Source organism: Siminovitchia fortis, assembly GCF_007681465.1.
GTDB lineage: Bacteria > Bacillota > Bacilli > Bacillales > Bacillaceae_C > Siminovitchia > Siminovitchia fortis.
The window spans coordinates 1-13,273 of record NZ_VEKZ01000076.1 but is presented as its reverse complement, the minus strand read 5'-3'; the positions used below and the strand labels follow the sequence as shown (position 1 = coordinate 13,273).

16 protein-coding genes and 1 riboswitch are annotated in these 13,273 nt (G+C 44.0%); of the genes, 2 read left to right on the top strand and 14 right to left on the bottom strand.

The annotated features are described in order from the left end of the window. Positions 1-45: 45 nt before the first annotated feature. The 7 genes from ytpR to FS666_RS17525 all read right to left on the bottom strand — a co-directional run bounded on the left by ytpR (position 46) and on the right by FS666_RS17525 (position 5,642). Positions 46-648, bottom strand: a complete 603-nt coding sequence (gene ytpR / locus FS666_RS17555) for a YtpR family tRNA-binding protein (RefSeq protein ID WP_144463666.1) — start codon at positions 646-648, stop codon at positions 46-48. Positions 649-654: 6 nt separating this feature from the next. Then, positions 655-1,470 (bottom strand): DUF1444 domain-containing protein, encoded by an 816-nt coding sequence (locus FS666_RS17550; protein WP_186306615.1) that lies wholly within the window; start codon positions 1,468-1,470, stop codon positions 655-657. A 166-nt stretch (positions 1,471-1,636) separates the two neighbouring features. Next, positions 1,637-1,948 carry a thioredoxin family protein gene (locus tag FS666_RS17545; RefSeq protein ID WP_120073256.1) on the bottom strand — a complete coding sequence of 104 codons (312 nt, stop codon included), beginning with the start codon at positions 1,946-1,948 and terminating at the stop codon, positions 1,637-1,639. A 1-nt stretch (position 1,949) separates the two neighbouring features. Continuing rightward, complete coding sequence (locus FS666_RS17540) at positions 1,950-2,966, bottom strand: PTS sugar transporter subunit IIC (RefSeq protein ID WP_120073254.1); 1,017 nt, start codon at positions 2,964-2,966, stop codon at positions 1,950-1,952. 149 nt (positions 2,967-3,115) lie between these two features. Continuing rightward, positions 3,116-4,126, bottom strand: coding sequence for an ABC transporter substrate-binding protein (locus tag FS666_RS17535; RefSeq protein WP_120073252.1), 1,011 nt, complete (start codon positions 4,124-4,126; stop codon positions 3,116-3,118). Next, complete coding sequence (locus FS666_RS17530) at positions 4,123-4,875, bottom strand: ABC transporter permease (protein ID WP_120073250.1); 753 nt, start codon at positions 4,873-4,875, stop codon at positions 4,123-4,125. Before FS666_RS17530 ends, FS666_RS17535 begins: the two co-directional genes overlap by 4 nt. Continuing rightward, positions 4,872-5,642, bottom strand: a complete 771-nt coding sequence (locus tag FS666_RS17525) for an ABC transporter ATP-binding protein (protein WP_120073248.1) — start codon at positions 5,640-5,642, stop codon at positions 4,872-4,874. Before FS666_RS17525 ends, FS666_RS17530 begins: the two co-directional genes overlap by 4 nt. A 114-nt stretch (positions 5,643-5,756) precedes the next feature. Then, positions 5,757-5,855: riboswitch (TPP riboswitch) on the bottom strand. Between the two features lie 182 nt (positions 5,856-6,037). Between FS666_RS17525 and FS666_RS17520 the strand changes: the two genes are divergently transcribed. Beyond that, positions 6,038-6,478: a YtoQ family protein gene (locus FS666_RS17520; protein WP_018707387.1), complete on the top strand. Its 441-nt coding sequence runs from the start codon at positions 6,038-6,040 to the stop codon at positions 6,476-6,478. A 23-nt stretch (positions 6,479-6,501) separates the two neighbouring features. On the opposite strand, the gene FS666_RS17515 is transcribed toward FS666_RS17520, so the two are convergent. Beyond that, positions 6,502-7,029, bottom strand: a complete 528-nt coding sequence (locus FS666_RS17515; protein ID WP_120073246.1) for a DUF84 family protein — start codon at positions 7,027-7,029, stop codon at positions 6,502-6,504. A 20-nt stretch (positions 7,030-7,049) separates the two neighbouring features. After that, positions 7,050-8,099 (bottom strand): M42 family metallopeptidase, encoded by a 1,050-nt coding sequence (locus FS666_RS17510; protein ID WP_373315327.1) that lies wholly within the window; start codon positions 8,097-8,099, stop codon positions 7,050-7,052. A gap of 172 nt (positions 8,100-8,271) precedes the next feature. Here FS666_RS17510 and FS666_RS17505 point away from each other — a divergent pair, with 172 nt between their 5' ends. After that, positions 8,272-8,592, top strand: a complete 321-nt coding sequence (locus tag FS666_RS17505) for a PepSY domain-containing protein (RefSeq protein ID WP_120073242.1) — start codon at positions 8,272-8,274, stop codon at positions 8,590-8,592. Positions 8,593-8,900: 308 nt separating this feature from the next. On the opposite strand, the gene FS666_RS17500 is transcribed toward FS666_RS17505, so the two are convergent. The 5 genes from FS666_RS17500 to dat all read right to left on the bottom strand — a co-directional run. Further along, complete coding sequence (locus tag FS666_RS17500; RefSeq protein WP_120073240.1) at positions 8,901-9,752, bottom strand: YtnP family quorum-quenching lactonase; 852 nt, start codon at positions 9,750-9,752, stop codon at positions 8,901-8,903. Between the two features lie 170 nt (positions 9,753-9,922). Beyond that, positions 9,923-10,696, bottom strand: coding sequence for a phosphotransferase family protein (locus FS666_RS17495; protein WP_120073237.1), 774 nt, complete (start codon positions 10,694-10,696; stop codon positions 9,923-9,925). 213 nt (positions 10,697-10,909) lie between these two features. Further along, a complete protein-coding gene (locus FS666_RS17490) occupies positions 10,910-11,704 on the bottom strand; it encodes an NERD domain-containing protein (protein ID WP_120073235.1) in 795 nt (264 codons plus the stop codon). Between the two features lie 30 nt (positions 11,705-11,734). Beyond that, a complete protein-coding gene (thpR, locus tag FS666_RS17485) occupies positions 11,735-12,298 on the bottom strand; it encodes an RNA 2',3'-cyclic phosphodiesterase (RefSeq protein ID WP_144463732.1) in 564 nt (187 codons plus the stop codon). A gap of 17 nt (positions 12,299-12,315) precedes the next feature. After that, a partial coding sequence (gene dat / locus FS666_RS17480) for a D-amino-acid transaminase (RefSeq protein WP_313957148.1) occupies positions 12,316-13,273 on the bottom strand: 958 nt, incomplete at its 5' end.

Genomic DNA, 13,273 nt, shown 5'->3' with positions numbered 1-13,273 from the left:
TTACAAAGTTTTACCAAATAGCCCCAGAATTAATGTTCAGTAAATTTACTTTCGTAATTTGGGTTCATATTTTTGATCTTCCAAAACAAGGATTCCTTTTTTCTCCGGGGCATTCGGCAGGCCAAGCTCTTTCGCCGAGCAAATCATTCCGCTTGATGGTACGCCTCTTAATTCCGCATCCTTGATCAGCATGCCGCTCGGCATGACGGCTCCCACTTTTGCCACAACCACTTTTTGCCCGGCCTCCACATTCGGTGCGCCGCAGACGATTTGCAGTTCTTCAGTTCCTACATCCACCTTGCAAATGCTTAGCTTGTCAGCGTTCGGATGCTTTTCCTTTTCTTTTACATAGCCTACCACAAACTTCGGTGACAGATCGGCTTCAATTCGTTCGTCGAAACCGTTTTTAACAAGGGCATCATTTATTTTTTCAACCAATTCTTCACTCAGTTCTACCTGTCCCTTCGCTGCTATATCAACATAGCTTGAAGCATTGAAAAGGTTGAAGCCCCCAGTTACATTTGTTTTTTTATCAAAAATTCGAACCGCATCGCCTTTTCTTTCAAACGTGCGATTTGTTTCATCAAATTCATCCAGTGAAATAATTAACACGTCACCTATTCCATCACGATTATAAAAAATATTCATTGAAGATCACTCCTTACCGTCATCCACTCGTTGATTTTTTCCTAAAATAAAAATTGGTTCAAGCTTGCCGTCTTCATAAATAAAAGAAAGGGCCGTAATCGGCACAAGGCCTTTTGTAAAAAAGCTCATCGTCATCTGTGCCAATATATCATAGCCGGTTTTGTTGCGGATATCCGCGATAATCAATACGTCCTGGTGAGGAACGGCTACAACCATATCTCCCTTGATCTGTCCGGCTTTTTCCTCAAGAAACTTTTCATTTAAAATCCGGCTTGCATCATATCCGTCATTTGTATTTAAAAAATAAAAATCGTTGTCCGCAACGGTATCTTTTTTCATTGCAGTGGAAAGAGAGCGTACATTAAAACGCGCGATTTCTCGAATCTCTTTCGGATCGAGACCTTCCTTTTCAATGAGGTGCTCGTCGATCAAACGATACGTATTTCCGAGATCAAGCGCATAAAAGATCCTAGTTTCCGCTGTATGGTCATCCGTCAAAAATTTATTTCCATCTTCAGACTCCACAGGGAATGAAGTGGAGCGGATCACAGGATAAATTTTTTTCTCGCTTCCTGCAACGGTCTGCTCCTTGCCCATAACATCCAATGCCTGTTCCACATAATAAACGACTTCGTCGATGGCTTTTTCCTTTTGTTCGTGCCACTTGGCAACAATACCTGACAATGCAATGTCAATGCCCTTTCCTGTATGTTCGTTTTCTATGCGCAGGCTTTCTTTTTCTCGGTCATATGTAAAGGTCCGGCCTTCCTTTTGAAGACGGTTTTCCAGCTCTTTGCTCATCTTCCGTTCATTCATCTTCATGCTTAACCCTCCTTGGCAATATGGGCTACATCCCATCATACACGAAAACAACAATTGCCAAAAGGAAGAGGCTTGTCATTTTAAAAAAAGGACAGCCTCCCAGAACTTTTATTATTTTATACGCTCTTTCAGTTTCAGGACTATTACTCCATTCTTTCTGCCAGCCCTATAATCCATTGATAAAGTCTTCAATTTCCTCAAGCGTTTTGCGGTCTTTGCTGACAAATCTTCCAACTTCTTCGCCGTCGTGGTATGCGACAAAGCTCGGAATGCCGAAAATATCAAGCTCCTGGCATAACTCCAGAAATTCATCCCGGTCCACGTGAATGAAATTATATTCCGGATAATCCGCTTCTAACCGTGGCAAAACGGGTTCAAGCACCTTGCAATCCGGGCACCAGTCCGCAGAAAACATAAAGATCGTCCGTTCTTCATTCTTCATTTGTTCAAACTGTTCTTTTGATTGTAATTTCTCCATATCATTTACCTCCAGTATTGATGAGCATTTGGCCCGGCTTGATCCAGCCGCGCATTCTCATATATTCCGATATGATTAAGCTTATCACAGCAGGCCCGATAAAATGGAGTACAATGACTTGGATCAGCACACTGGCCGAAAAACCCATCGTTGTAAAGGTCATGATTTGCCCCACAAATCCGCTGGTTCCCATACCGGCGCCCGCTGCGTTACTGGACATTCTCCATATAGTTGCACCAAAAGGAGCCAGTATCATTCCTGCAACAGTGGGAGGTATCAGTATGAGCGGGTAACGGATAATATTGGGGACTTGCAACATCGAAGTTCCAAGTCCTATGGCAAGCAAACCACCGACCTTGTTTTCCCTGTAGCTAGCAACAGCAAAACCGATCATCTGCGCGCTGCAGCCGATGGTGGCAACACCTGCAGCAAGTCCATTCAAATCAAGCATCATGGCAATAGCCGCACTTGAAATGGGGGCCGTCAATGCAAGCCCCATCAATGTTGCCACGACAATTCCCATGACGATCGGGCGTTGATCGGTCGCCCACATGATCCAGCTTCCAAATACCGTCATGAATTTCGATATGGGTGCGCCAACAAACTTGGCCACAGCAAAACCTATAAATATGGTCACAAATGGAGTCACAATAATATCGACTTTCGTTTCTTTGCTGACCATTTTCCCTATTTCAGTAGAAACCAAAGCTGCCACATAGCTTCCGGCAGGACCGCCAAAAGCTGCTCCAGCCGCCCCTGTTGCCACGGCTGCAAAGATAACGAGAGGAGGCGCGCCAAGCCCAAAAGCAATCGCTGCACCTATCGCGGGGCCCATCAGCCCCATTGCCATTTCGCCCATCTCTGCAAAGAATGGCCAATTTAGCTGCTGTCCCGCTGTTTTTATGATCAACCCAATAATCAATGATGAAAATAATCCAAGTGCCATATAGCTTAAAGCATCTATAAAATATGCTTTGGCAGTAAAATGAACCCCTTTGCGCTCTAAAAACTTTTTCATTCCATATCCCCCAATATATTTTCCATATCCTTAACTAGTGTAAAGACAACTGTATGTTTTGTCTATCTCTTTTTTATATATTGGGTGATACAAAGTTAAAAAATACAGGCAAAAAGGAATTACCCATTGATATGGATAGGAAAGGAAGCTTATTCAGCGATATTGATGAACAATCCTTCTATATCAGGTACTTCTTTGATATATTCGGTATCGGCCAGCCACTGAACCACCTCTTCCCATAAATCTTCCGATTGGCTTCCGAACATCTCACCTTCCGCTTCCATACGCGGCAGCAGCTCAGCCAAACTTTCCTTTTCCACTTCCTCGTTTAAAGGGAAGTTTTCTTCGTCTTGGTTTTTAAGCAAAATATCAAGAGCCTGATCTGGTTTTTCCCTCATGAATTCATAGCCCTTTGTTGCTGCACGCCAGAAAGAGCGAATTTCATCTTGCTTAGTCTCCCACGTGTCGTCATTGGTGACAAAGAGCAACTCATAATAACTAGGAACTCCATAATCTACTGGATTAAAATGATTCGTTTCAATTCCTTCAGCAGCAAGGACCGGCACCTCGTGGTTGATAAAGGCTCCGCTCACTGCATCTACACGCTTCGTTGCAAGCGCAGCGTTAAGTTCAAAGCCGATATCGGTCATTTTCACCTTGCCCATATCCCCACCATCTGATTCCACAATCGTCAGGACAAGCGGTTCATTCACCGGTATTCCCGGCCAGCCCACCGTTTTGCCTTCAAGATCTTTTGGCCGTTTAATCCCACTGTCTTTCAGGAAAACAATATGGTTCAACGGGTTTCTTACAATGGCTGCGACTGACTTTACAGGAACACCTTCGGCTCTTGCAGCAATAACATCCGGCTGATAGCTAATGCCCAAATCTATGTCACCAGTCGCTGCCAGATTGATCGGGTCAGTCGTATTTGCCGGAAAACGGATATTGACTTTCAAGCCTTCTTCTTCAAAATAACCTTTTTCCACAGCAGTATATAAATAGCTATGTACAGCATTTGGATACCAGTCGAGCATAATATCAAACTCTTGAAGCTCTTGATCCGATTCATTTGCTACGACTTCCTCCTTGTTTTCTCCACAAGCTGCGAGAAACAAAGATAAAAGTATGACTGTGGTCACTATCAGCTTTTTCTTCAATTTACATTTCTCCATTTCATCATTATTTTTTCCAGAATTCGTACAAGTAAAAATAGAGCAATACCTAATAATGACAGAAGGACAATAGGTGCAAAAACACCGGCTCCGTCAAACTGCGTCATCATTCTCCGGCTGAAATATCCAAGACCCGAATCGGCCCCAAGCCACTCTCCAATCGCCGCGCCAATCACACTTAAAGTGACGGCCACTTTTAATCCCGAAAAAAAGTGCGGCAATGCGGACGGCAACTCAACCTTTAGAAAAATTTGCCGTTTAGATGCCCCCATTGTCTGCAGCATTTCCTTTAAGTGAGGATCAGCAGATCTCAGTCCGTCAAACGTATTGACGGTAATCGGAAAAAATGTGATCAATACAGTAACAACCACTTTACTCCAGATGGAATATCCGAACCATAGGACAAATATCGGTGCAAGCGCAATTACCGGTATCGTTTGCGAAGCAATGACAAGCGGAAAGAATGCCTTCCTTACAATCCCACTTTCATGCATCCATATAGAAAGGCCGGCTCCGAATACGAGCGACAAAAAAAGGCCCATTAAAATTACGGCTAATGTCGCCGGCAAGTGGTTAATAAATAATATATCTCTCAATTCCCATAATCTCACCAATATATCTACAGGTGATGGCAAAATAAATGGTTTCCCATACAAACGGGCTCCTGTTTCCCATACAATCAATAAAAAAAACACCAATCCAATCGACAATCCATATCTTCTTAAAAAGTTCATATTGTCACCATTTTCTTCAAATCCATCAGAAGCTTCTCTTTTAACATGGTAAATGCAGGATTTTTCAAATCCGAAACAGTCCGAGGACGGCCAAGTGGGACCGTAATTTCATCCAGTCGTTCAACAGGGGTTTCGCTGAAAATAAGGATACGGTCCGACAGAAACAGCGCTTCTTCTACATCATGTGTAATAAAAAGGATCGTTTTTTCCATTTCTGTCCACTGTTCAAGCAGCCATTCCTGCATAACCATTTTCGTAACCGCATCCAATGCGCTGAACGGTTCATCCAGCAGCAACAATTCCGATCCGCTTAAAAGTGCCCTTAAAAAAGACACCCGCTGGCGCATGCCTCCTGAAAGCTCATGTGGGAAATTTTCTTCAAAGCCTTTTAATCCAAACCTTTCCAGTTGTCCCATTACGTCTTTTTGGGCTTCCTTCCCATATAGCCCTTTTAGTTTCAGCGGCAATGCTGCATTATCCAATACAGTGAGCCACGGAAGCAATCCATCTTTTTGGGCCATGTAACCGATATGCCCAAGCCGGTTCTTCATTGCCTCCCCATTCATGAAAATATTGCCTTCATCCTGCGTTTCCAGGCCCGAAATGAGGCGGAACAATGTACTCTTTCCAGATCCGCTCGGACCGATCACACTGACAAATTCACCGGCCTTGATCGTAAAGCTCAATTCTTTTAATATCTGTGCATTTTTTCCGTCACTTCTTTTGTATGAAAAAGTGACGTCTTCAAACACAAGGCTGTCTGCCATCTTTCATCTCCTTTCCAGACGAGATACCAGGTTTGCCCTTAGTCTTCATTAAAAAAGAGCCACTTCTTCATAGAAGTGGCTCTACATCATAGACATACGTATGCAATTTCATTTAATTGCAAACAACCACTTCCCTGCGCTGGCATTATCCAGATCAGGTTCGAGGGTTGAGGATCCATCCTCTCTCAGCTTTTGGCACCCCTAGTGTTTCTCGAATGGTATTTAATTTTGCTTACTTCTTACTTCTTACTTATAACCTATTAAACAATTAAAATCAAATTTATTATATTTATTCAATTGATTGGATAATTCTTTTATTTATAGATAATTTACGGGATTATTCTGACTTTTAATGGTAAGATGGATGGTGATAAACCATTTTAGGAGGGGTTTTAATGAGGTTAACTATCTATCTCGCCGGAGAGATTCACAGCAGCTGGCGAGAGGAAATTAAGGAGAAAGCCCAAACACTTCAGCTTCCGGTCGATTTTGTAGGCCCGATGGAGAATCACGCCCGCTCGGATGCCATCGGGGAAGAGATTTTAGGAGAACAGCCTGATGCTGTTTTCAGAGATGAAGCCGCTTCCAGTTTTAACAATCTTAGGACCCAAGTTTTAATGCAAAAAGCTGACTTGGTCATCGCATTGTTTGGCGAAAAATACAGACAATGGAATACAGCAATGGATGCCAGCACAGCCCTTACTCTTGGAAAACCGCTTATTTTGATTCGCCCCAAGGAACTTCACCACCCGTTGAAAGAACTCTCAAACAAAGCGAATGCCACAGTAGAAACGGTCAACCAGGCAATGAAGGCATTGGCGTACATTTTCGAATAATAAAATACATAAGGGGCAGCTCCTTAATTGGAACTGCCCTTAAGCTTTTCGTACTGTCCGATCAAAAGTTTCGTAATATGGCTGAACATGGCCGCTCGGTCAACTAGACCATGTGTAAAAACTCCAATCGCGCCTTCCTTGTGACGGATCCCCTGCATTTTACTGTAAGCATCCATGACAGGCCCAAGCTCTTCTCCGGCCCTCAGACGCTCTGCTATGTCACCCGGCAGTTTTATTCTCGCTCCGCCGGCAAATAAAGTTTCCTTTCCACTTTCAGCCAAAGCCCCCCAGTTGCATAGGAAAAGCCCGAAAGGTGTTTCTGTCACCCCCCCTTCAAGACCAATTGCAATATCTGCCTCTTCCATTTGGTGTAAGCAGAACTCCGCTCTATTGGCAGCACCTTTCATTGTTTCTTCATCGGAAAATGGTTGCGGGCTAACTCCCGATGGTGACTCCAGCGAAAGGACGGAAACTTCCATATTTAATTCCCTGAATGTATTTTCAACAGCCTTTATTTTCGCTTTATTTTTTGATCCGATAGCGATGATCATATCTAAAACTCCTTGTCTGTCTATTGGTTTCGAATCGAATCAACCGTTGCCTTGTCAGTCGCTTTTACTAGATTTACAAGCAACTCTTTTGCGGCGGCATAATCATCAACATGCACAATGGACGCATGTGTATGGATATACCGGGAGCAAATTCCGATCACTGCACTCGGTACTCCTTCATTGGAAATATGTACTCGGCCGGCATCGGTTCCTCCCATTGAAACAAAATATTGATAGGGGATGTCATGGGATTCTGCAGTATCGAGCACAAATTCTCTCATCCCTTTTAGCGTAACCATGGAACGGTCTAAAATTCTTAAAAGGACGCCTTTTCCAAGATGGCCGAACTCCTTTTGATCCCCTGACATGTCATTTGCAGGACTGGCATCCAGCGCATAAAAGATATCAGGTTGAATCATATTGGCAGCGGAAGCAGCACCTCTTAATCCCACTTCCTCCTGCACAGTCGCTCCTGAATAAAGTATATTTGGAAGCTTTTCATGCTGCAGTTCCTTCATCAATTCAATTGCGAGGCCGCAGCCGTAACGATTATCCCATGCTTTGGCCATAATCTTTTTTGGATTGGCAAGCGGGGTGAATGGACAGATCGGGATAATCTGCTGCCCGGGCTTGATTCCAATTTTCTTGGCATCTTCCCTGTCATCAGCCCCTATATCAATCATCATGTTTTTTATTTCCATCGGTTTCTTCCGTTGCTCAGGACTAAGAAGATGGGGAGGAATTGAAGCAATTACCCCTATGATCGGACCATTCTCTGTGATGACCTGCACCCGCTGGGAGAGAAGTACCTGATTCCACCATCCGCCCAAAGTTTGAAACCGAAGCATACCGTTTTCCGTAATCTGTGTTACCATAAAACCTACTTCATCCATATGACCAGCCACCATTACTTTCGGACCTTGTCCGTGCTTAACGCCAAAAATGCTTCCTAAACGATCCTGTACAATTTCATCGGAATATTTTTCCAGTTCACCTTTCATAAATCTGCGTACTTGGTGTTCAAAACCTGGTGCTCCAGGAAGTTCTGTCAGAGTTTGAAACAAATCCATCGTATTTTTATCCAATGAAACTACCCCTTTTCCTATATTGCTTTCATTTTATTTGGCTTTCATATATTTTACCAATATTTTATCTTTCATAATTTATTATCATTTATTATTCGAACTGCCTCTTAAATTACGGTATACTAAAAGGGATGATTTGACTTAGGAGGTGCTCGTTGTGAATTGGAAAAACTTTTTACTAGGCGCAGGTGCCGGTGTCATTGCTGGCTATTATGCGAGCGAAGCTTTAAAGAAAAATTCTTTGGCATCTGGTGAAAAAGTACTTCAAACCGTTAAAGAAGCATTCAAGGATTCCGGCAGCATTGAAGGCTCGTGGATTAAATTCAGGCCTGAAGAATATGAGAAATACGCTATTAAAACACAAGTGTACAGAGGCGGCATTACGACAAAGGAAGACGGGGAAACAAAACAATATGAATTCCTTGCCGATGCCAACACCGGTACGATCATTGATGTGTATCCAGTGACCTACGCGTAAGAAACATCCAGTACATAGAACAAAGGCGCAGGCGCCTGTTTATCGACGTACAGACTGGAGCGCTTCTGACGAGATAAAGGAAACACGCGCAGCGGAGCGGAGCGATGTTGACTTATCGTAGGAAGAAGCGTGAAGTCTGCTAGTCGATGGGCGCTGGCCGCCTTAAAGCGCCACGTCCTGTGGCGCCGGCGGCACTAGGACCTCCTGTCCGTCGGAGCCGGACGCAGCACTAAGTGAAAAATAAGTTACTCACAACCTGAGCATTTTATAGTACGCTAAACAACGAAAAAACAGGTGATATTTTAAGTTCACCTGTTTTTTTGTTCTCTTTTAACTGCCTCAATGATATTTCCTTCTCCGTCCCATTTTAAAGCCCTATAAATGGCATCATGATAAAAAATGAACCAGCTCCCCGCTTCAATTTCCGCAGGGATCCACTTTTGTTTCGCGCGGATCGAGTCCATCGGGTAGTCATCATACGCCAATACCCATAAAACGTTCGGGTGAGCGTGCGTCGGCATAATATCCGCCATGTGGACAGCCTTTTCGCCGTCGCTTTCAATCGTAATGATGCTGTGGCCCGCACTGTGTCCGCCGGTATGGAACATTTTGATCCCGTCTTCCACAATCAGTTCTTTTGCAAACGTTTTCACCTGATCGGCTATTGGTTCCCAATTTTCCTTCCAATATGTATTTCTTGACCGGATATTCGGCTCCCGCATTTCATCCCACTCAATTTTCGAGGTGTAAATGACCGCGTTTGGAAAAACTGATGCATACCCATCTCCGTCTCGCTTGGTCAGCCCGCTGGCATGGTCGAAATGCATGTGGGTCATGCAGATGATATCAATATCCGCAGGCGAAAGCCCTAATTCGGCAAGTGATTGTTCGATTTTGGATTCTTCCGTTACACCAAAATTACGGATTTGTTTCTCTGACAATTTCCCGCTGCCAAGCCCTGATTCTATTAAAATATTTTTGCCATTTTTCCGTAGAAAAATAGGGTCGGACCGCAATTCAACAAGGTTCTTCTCATCAACAGGGTATTTCCTGGACCAAAGTGCCTTGGGCACAACACCAAACATGGCGCCGCCGTCAAGATGGGTCACTCCCCCATTCAACCATGTCAACGTCAAACTTCCAAGCTGCATCGTCTCCAATATTTTCATCTCCCCTGTTTTTCGAATCATTGTATCATATATTTTTGATTATGAAGGATAGAATAATAACTTTTACATACAATAAAATTCTACTTGGCGAAAGGGTGATATCAGGTTGGACTTTTCATATTTGTGCTGTCTGGTAAGAAATGGGGGGTTATGAGCATCCTCTAAAGGATCGTTTGCAAATAGTCCATCCAGAAATCCATCTCCTGGTACCGTTGTCGGGTCTTATGCCAGCCGATCGCAAGCATCGTTTGTGCGATGACATACCATTTCATCCGCAGCTGAAGATGTTCCGTATATTCCAGGCCGTACAGGCCAAGCCAATGGTTCCATTCATCCCTTGGAATATACCAGTATAAAAGAGGCCCGATATCCATGGCGGGATCGGCGATCGTGGCTCCGTCCCAGTCAATCAGAAAAATTTCATCGTTGTCCGAAAGAAGCCAGTTATTATGATTGACATCGCCGTGGCAGACAGTGAACGTCTCACAACTGACATTTGCCAGCTCAGTTTGGAGAATCTGAAGCGATTGAACGACTGGCTGATGAGACATCAGCTCCTCATCCAGCACCGCCATCACCTCTTTCAGCATCATCTCCGGTTTGCACGGTGTTTTTCCGAGACGCCCAAGCATAGATAAAAGCGGGGTGGACTCATGTATTTTTTTTAAAAGCTTCGCCACGCCATCACGGGTCATTTCTTCCGGCTTGAATTCCCGGCCGTTCAAACATTCCTGTGCGGTGATCACGTCACCGTTTTCCATCCTTTTTGTCCAAATCAATTTTGGAACAATGCCCTCCGCTGACAAAACAGCCAAAAAAGGAGAGGAATTCCGTTTTAAAAAAAGCTTTTCGTTATTTTTAGACGCAAAAAAAGCCTTTCCTGTCGCTCCGCCGGCAGGAATGATTTCCCAGTCATGCTCTAATAAGTGTTTCACCGTCATTCACCTTCAATTAAAATACCGGAGGCGACACTCCGTTCATCTTACCAGAAAGAAAAAAGACGGCTATTGGATATATGAAAATACAACAATAGCCATCCTTCCTTAAAGTTTAACGCGAACCGACTTTTTTCGTCAAGACCCAATCAATCGGTTCCATTATTTTCACAAGGTTTTCTCCCGATGCTGCCTGCATTTGGCCAGGCTGCGTCAATTCGATGTGGAGGCACCTCCGCCTGTACGCCTTGCTTTTATTTTCGCACACCGGCCAAGCAATGCCTTGGCCGCGCGGAACTGCATCATTTTCATTGGTGAAGTGAAGGATTTCAGTTCATTTAACCAAGATTCATAGTTTTGCCCATCGATGAACAGAACATCATCAGGCGGACTTTGATGGGTGATATATCCCTTTTCGGCAACAACCACTTTTTCGATCGGCAATTCCGTTTCCGATGTCTGAAAAATTTGCCGGGCCACATGATCCATCCGCCTAACAGATATGACCGGATTCAAAACTTTCTTTTCCCCGTCTTTCATTTTTTTCTGCCAAAAATGGCCGTTCGAACCAATATAAAGTACGTCTTGTCCGCCATCCAAAAAAGCCATGCATATTAATTTGGATGGAGTGAGCATCAGCACTTCCAGCTGCACCTTCGCTTTTTTCAACTGAAATACGGGATTGTACATCAATAAAAATGTATCGGGGAAACGCTGAACAAGGCTGCGCAGCCGGGAATCGGAATACAATAAAGAGTGAGGATTTGATTTTTCCTTGATTGTTGAACTTGCCCATTTGATTTGAGATATAAACAGCTGATCAAGGAAAATCTGCTTCAATTCCTCCACTTTTTTTTCCTGAAGAGGCACGCTGCCCTGCTTATTGGTTTCCTCTTCAAGCATTGACTTCCATCTTCTTGCTTTCAAGCGGACAAATAAGGAAGTATACCTGGATAAATCGGATTCATAACGGGATACATAATCGTTTAATTTTATAAGCTGAGCCATTTTAACTGCATGCTTCCCCTCTTCTATAAGCTATATAAACTTAAAAGACTCGACTTTTTCGTATTTCGGCGTTCTGTCAAGATGTGTTCGGTACAGCACCGCCTCTTCCATTGAAAAAGCTGGGCCCGGAAGCAGGGAGGCGATGCTTTTTTCTGCTGCCGGCATATGGAAGTTCCCCTGCCCCACCCACTTTCTTGCAAGCGTGATATGAGGTTTGAATTGCCTTGTCTCAAGTTCAAAGCCCGCATGAATGCATGAGGCATAGACTTTATCCCTCACTTCTGCTAATGAAGGGCTATCCGTCGTATTGACCCACAATATTCTTGGCAGATCCGGGCGCCCAAACGTCCCGATCTGATTGAACATCACTTGAAATGACTGCCAATCTTTCAATGCTTCCCTTACATGAAAAACACTTTCAGTAAGCCTCCGTTGATCGGCATTTCCCAGAAAAGCCAGTGTGATATGGTAATCCTTCGGATGAACCCAGTTTTTAAAAGCGAAGTCAGCTTTGAGCCGTTCACTGATTTCGGATAGATGTGCTTTTACCTCATCAGGCAATGCCAATGCAAAGAAATAGTGGGTTGAACGCATGGATGTATACTCCTTTTTTAAAAATTCGCCATTATTTCCTGGTTGATTTTCGCTTCAAAAAGTTCCTGCAATTTGCGCGTGATTTTTCCGGGTGTGCCGTCACCCACTGTTTTTCCGTCTACCTTGATCACCGGCATGACCTCCGATGTCGTACTTGTGATAAACACTTCATCCGCATTCTGAAGGTCTTTCAATTCAAATTCTTTTTCAACAAACGGAATCCCATTTTCCTTGCATAATTTTACAAGCACCTGCCTCGTAATTCCGTTAAGGATTAAATGATCGGCGGGATGGGTGATCACTTCGCCATTTTTTACAATGTAGGCGTTCGAAGATGACCCTTCGGTGACAATGCCGCTGCGGTGCAGGATTGCCTCAAAACAGCCTGCATCGGCCGCCTCCTGTTTCGCAAGGACATTCGGAAGCAGGTTCAGGCTTTTAATATCACAGCGGAGCCAGCGGATATCCTCGGCCGTAATGGCTTCCACCCCGTTTTCAAGCTGGCTGGCAGGCTTTGGCACCTCATTTGTATATGCTGTAAAAACAGCCTTGGTGTTGCTTGCAGGCTTAGGAAACATATGGGTTCTCGGTGCTGCCCCCCTTGTCACCTGCATATATACGGATCCGAAGTCCACTTCATTTTCTTTTACAAGATCCTCAACAAGCTTCTGTATTTGTTCAGGGGCCATGGAGATATCCAATTTGATTTTTTTTGCACTTGCGAACAAACGGGCAATATGCTCTTTCATTGTGAAAAGCTTTCCGCCGTAAACACGGATGACTTCATATACCCCATCGCCAAACTGGTAGCCGCGGTCTTCCAAATCGATATGTACATCCGGCCGTCCAAGAATTTGATCGCCAAGAATGATTTTTCCCATTGTTTCTTCCTCCCCATGTTCCTTAAAGTAAAAAGTATAACCTGATATGAAAACTTTTTTCAAAAGAAGCCTTTCTTTGTCCAGCTCCAGCGCC

Excerpts from the sequence above, each read along its gene's own strand:
- ytpR (WP_144463666.1), bottom strand. The coding sequence starts at position 648 with ATGAATATTTTTTATAATCGTGATGGAATAGGTGACGTGTTAATTATT.
- FS666_RS17550 (WP_186306615.1), bottom strand. The coding sequence starts at position 1,470 with ATGAAGATGAATGAACGGAAGATGAGCAAAGAGCTGGAAAACCGTCTT.
- FS666_RS17545 (WP_120073256.1), bottom strand. The coding sequence starts at position 1,948 with ATGGAGAAATTACAATCAAAAGAACAGTTTGAACAAATGAAGAATGAA.
- FS666_RS17540 (WP_120073254.1), bottom strand. The coding sequence starts at position 2,966 with ATGAAAAAGTTTTTAGAGCGCAAAGGGGTTCATTTTACTGCCAAAGCA.
- FS666_RS17530 (WP_120073250.1), bottom strand. The coding sequence starts at position 4,875 with ATGAACTTTTTAAGAAGATATGGATTGTCGATTGGATTGGTGTTTTTT.
- FS666_RS17525 (WP_120073248.1), bottom strand. The coding sequence starts at position 5,642 with ATGGCAGACAGCCTTGTGTTTGAAGACGTCACTTTTTCATACAAAAGA.
- FS666_RS17520 (WP_018707387.1), top strand. The coding sequence starts at position 6,038 with ATGAGGTTAACTATCTATCTCGCCGGAGAGATTCACAGCAGCTGGCGA.
- FS666_RS17515 (WP_120073246.1), bottom strand. The coding sequence starts at position 7,029 with ATGATCATCGCTATCGGATCAAAAAATAAAGCGAAAATAAAGGCTGTT.
- FS666_RS17510 (WP_373315327.1), bottom strand. The coding sequence starts at position 8,099 with ATGGATTTGTTTCAAACTCTGACAGAACTTCCTGGAGCACCAGGTTTT.
- FS666_RS17490 (WP_120073235.1), bottom strand. The coding sequence starts at position 11,704 with ATGGCTCAGCTTATAAAATTAAACGATTATGTATCCCGTTATGAATCC.
- thpR (WP_144463732.1), bottom strand. The coding sequence starts at position 12,298 with ATGCGTTCAACCCACTATTTCTTTGCATTGGCATTGCCTGATGAGGTA.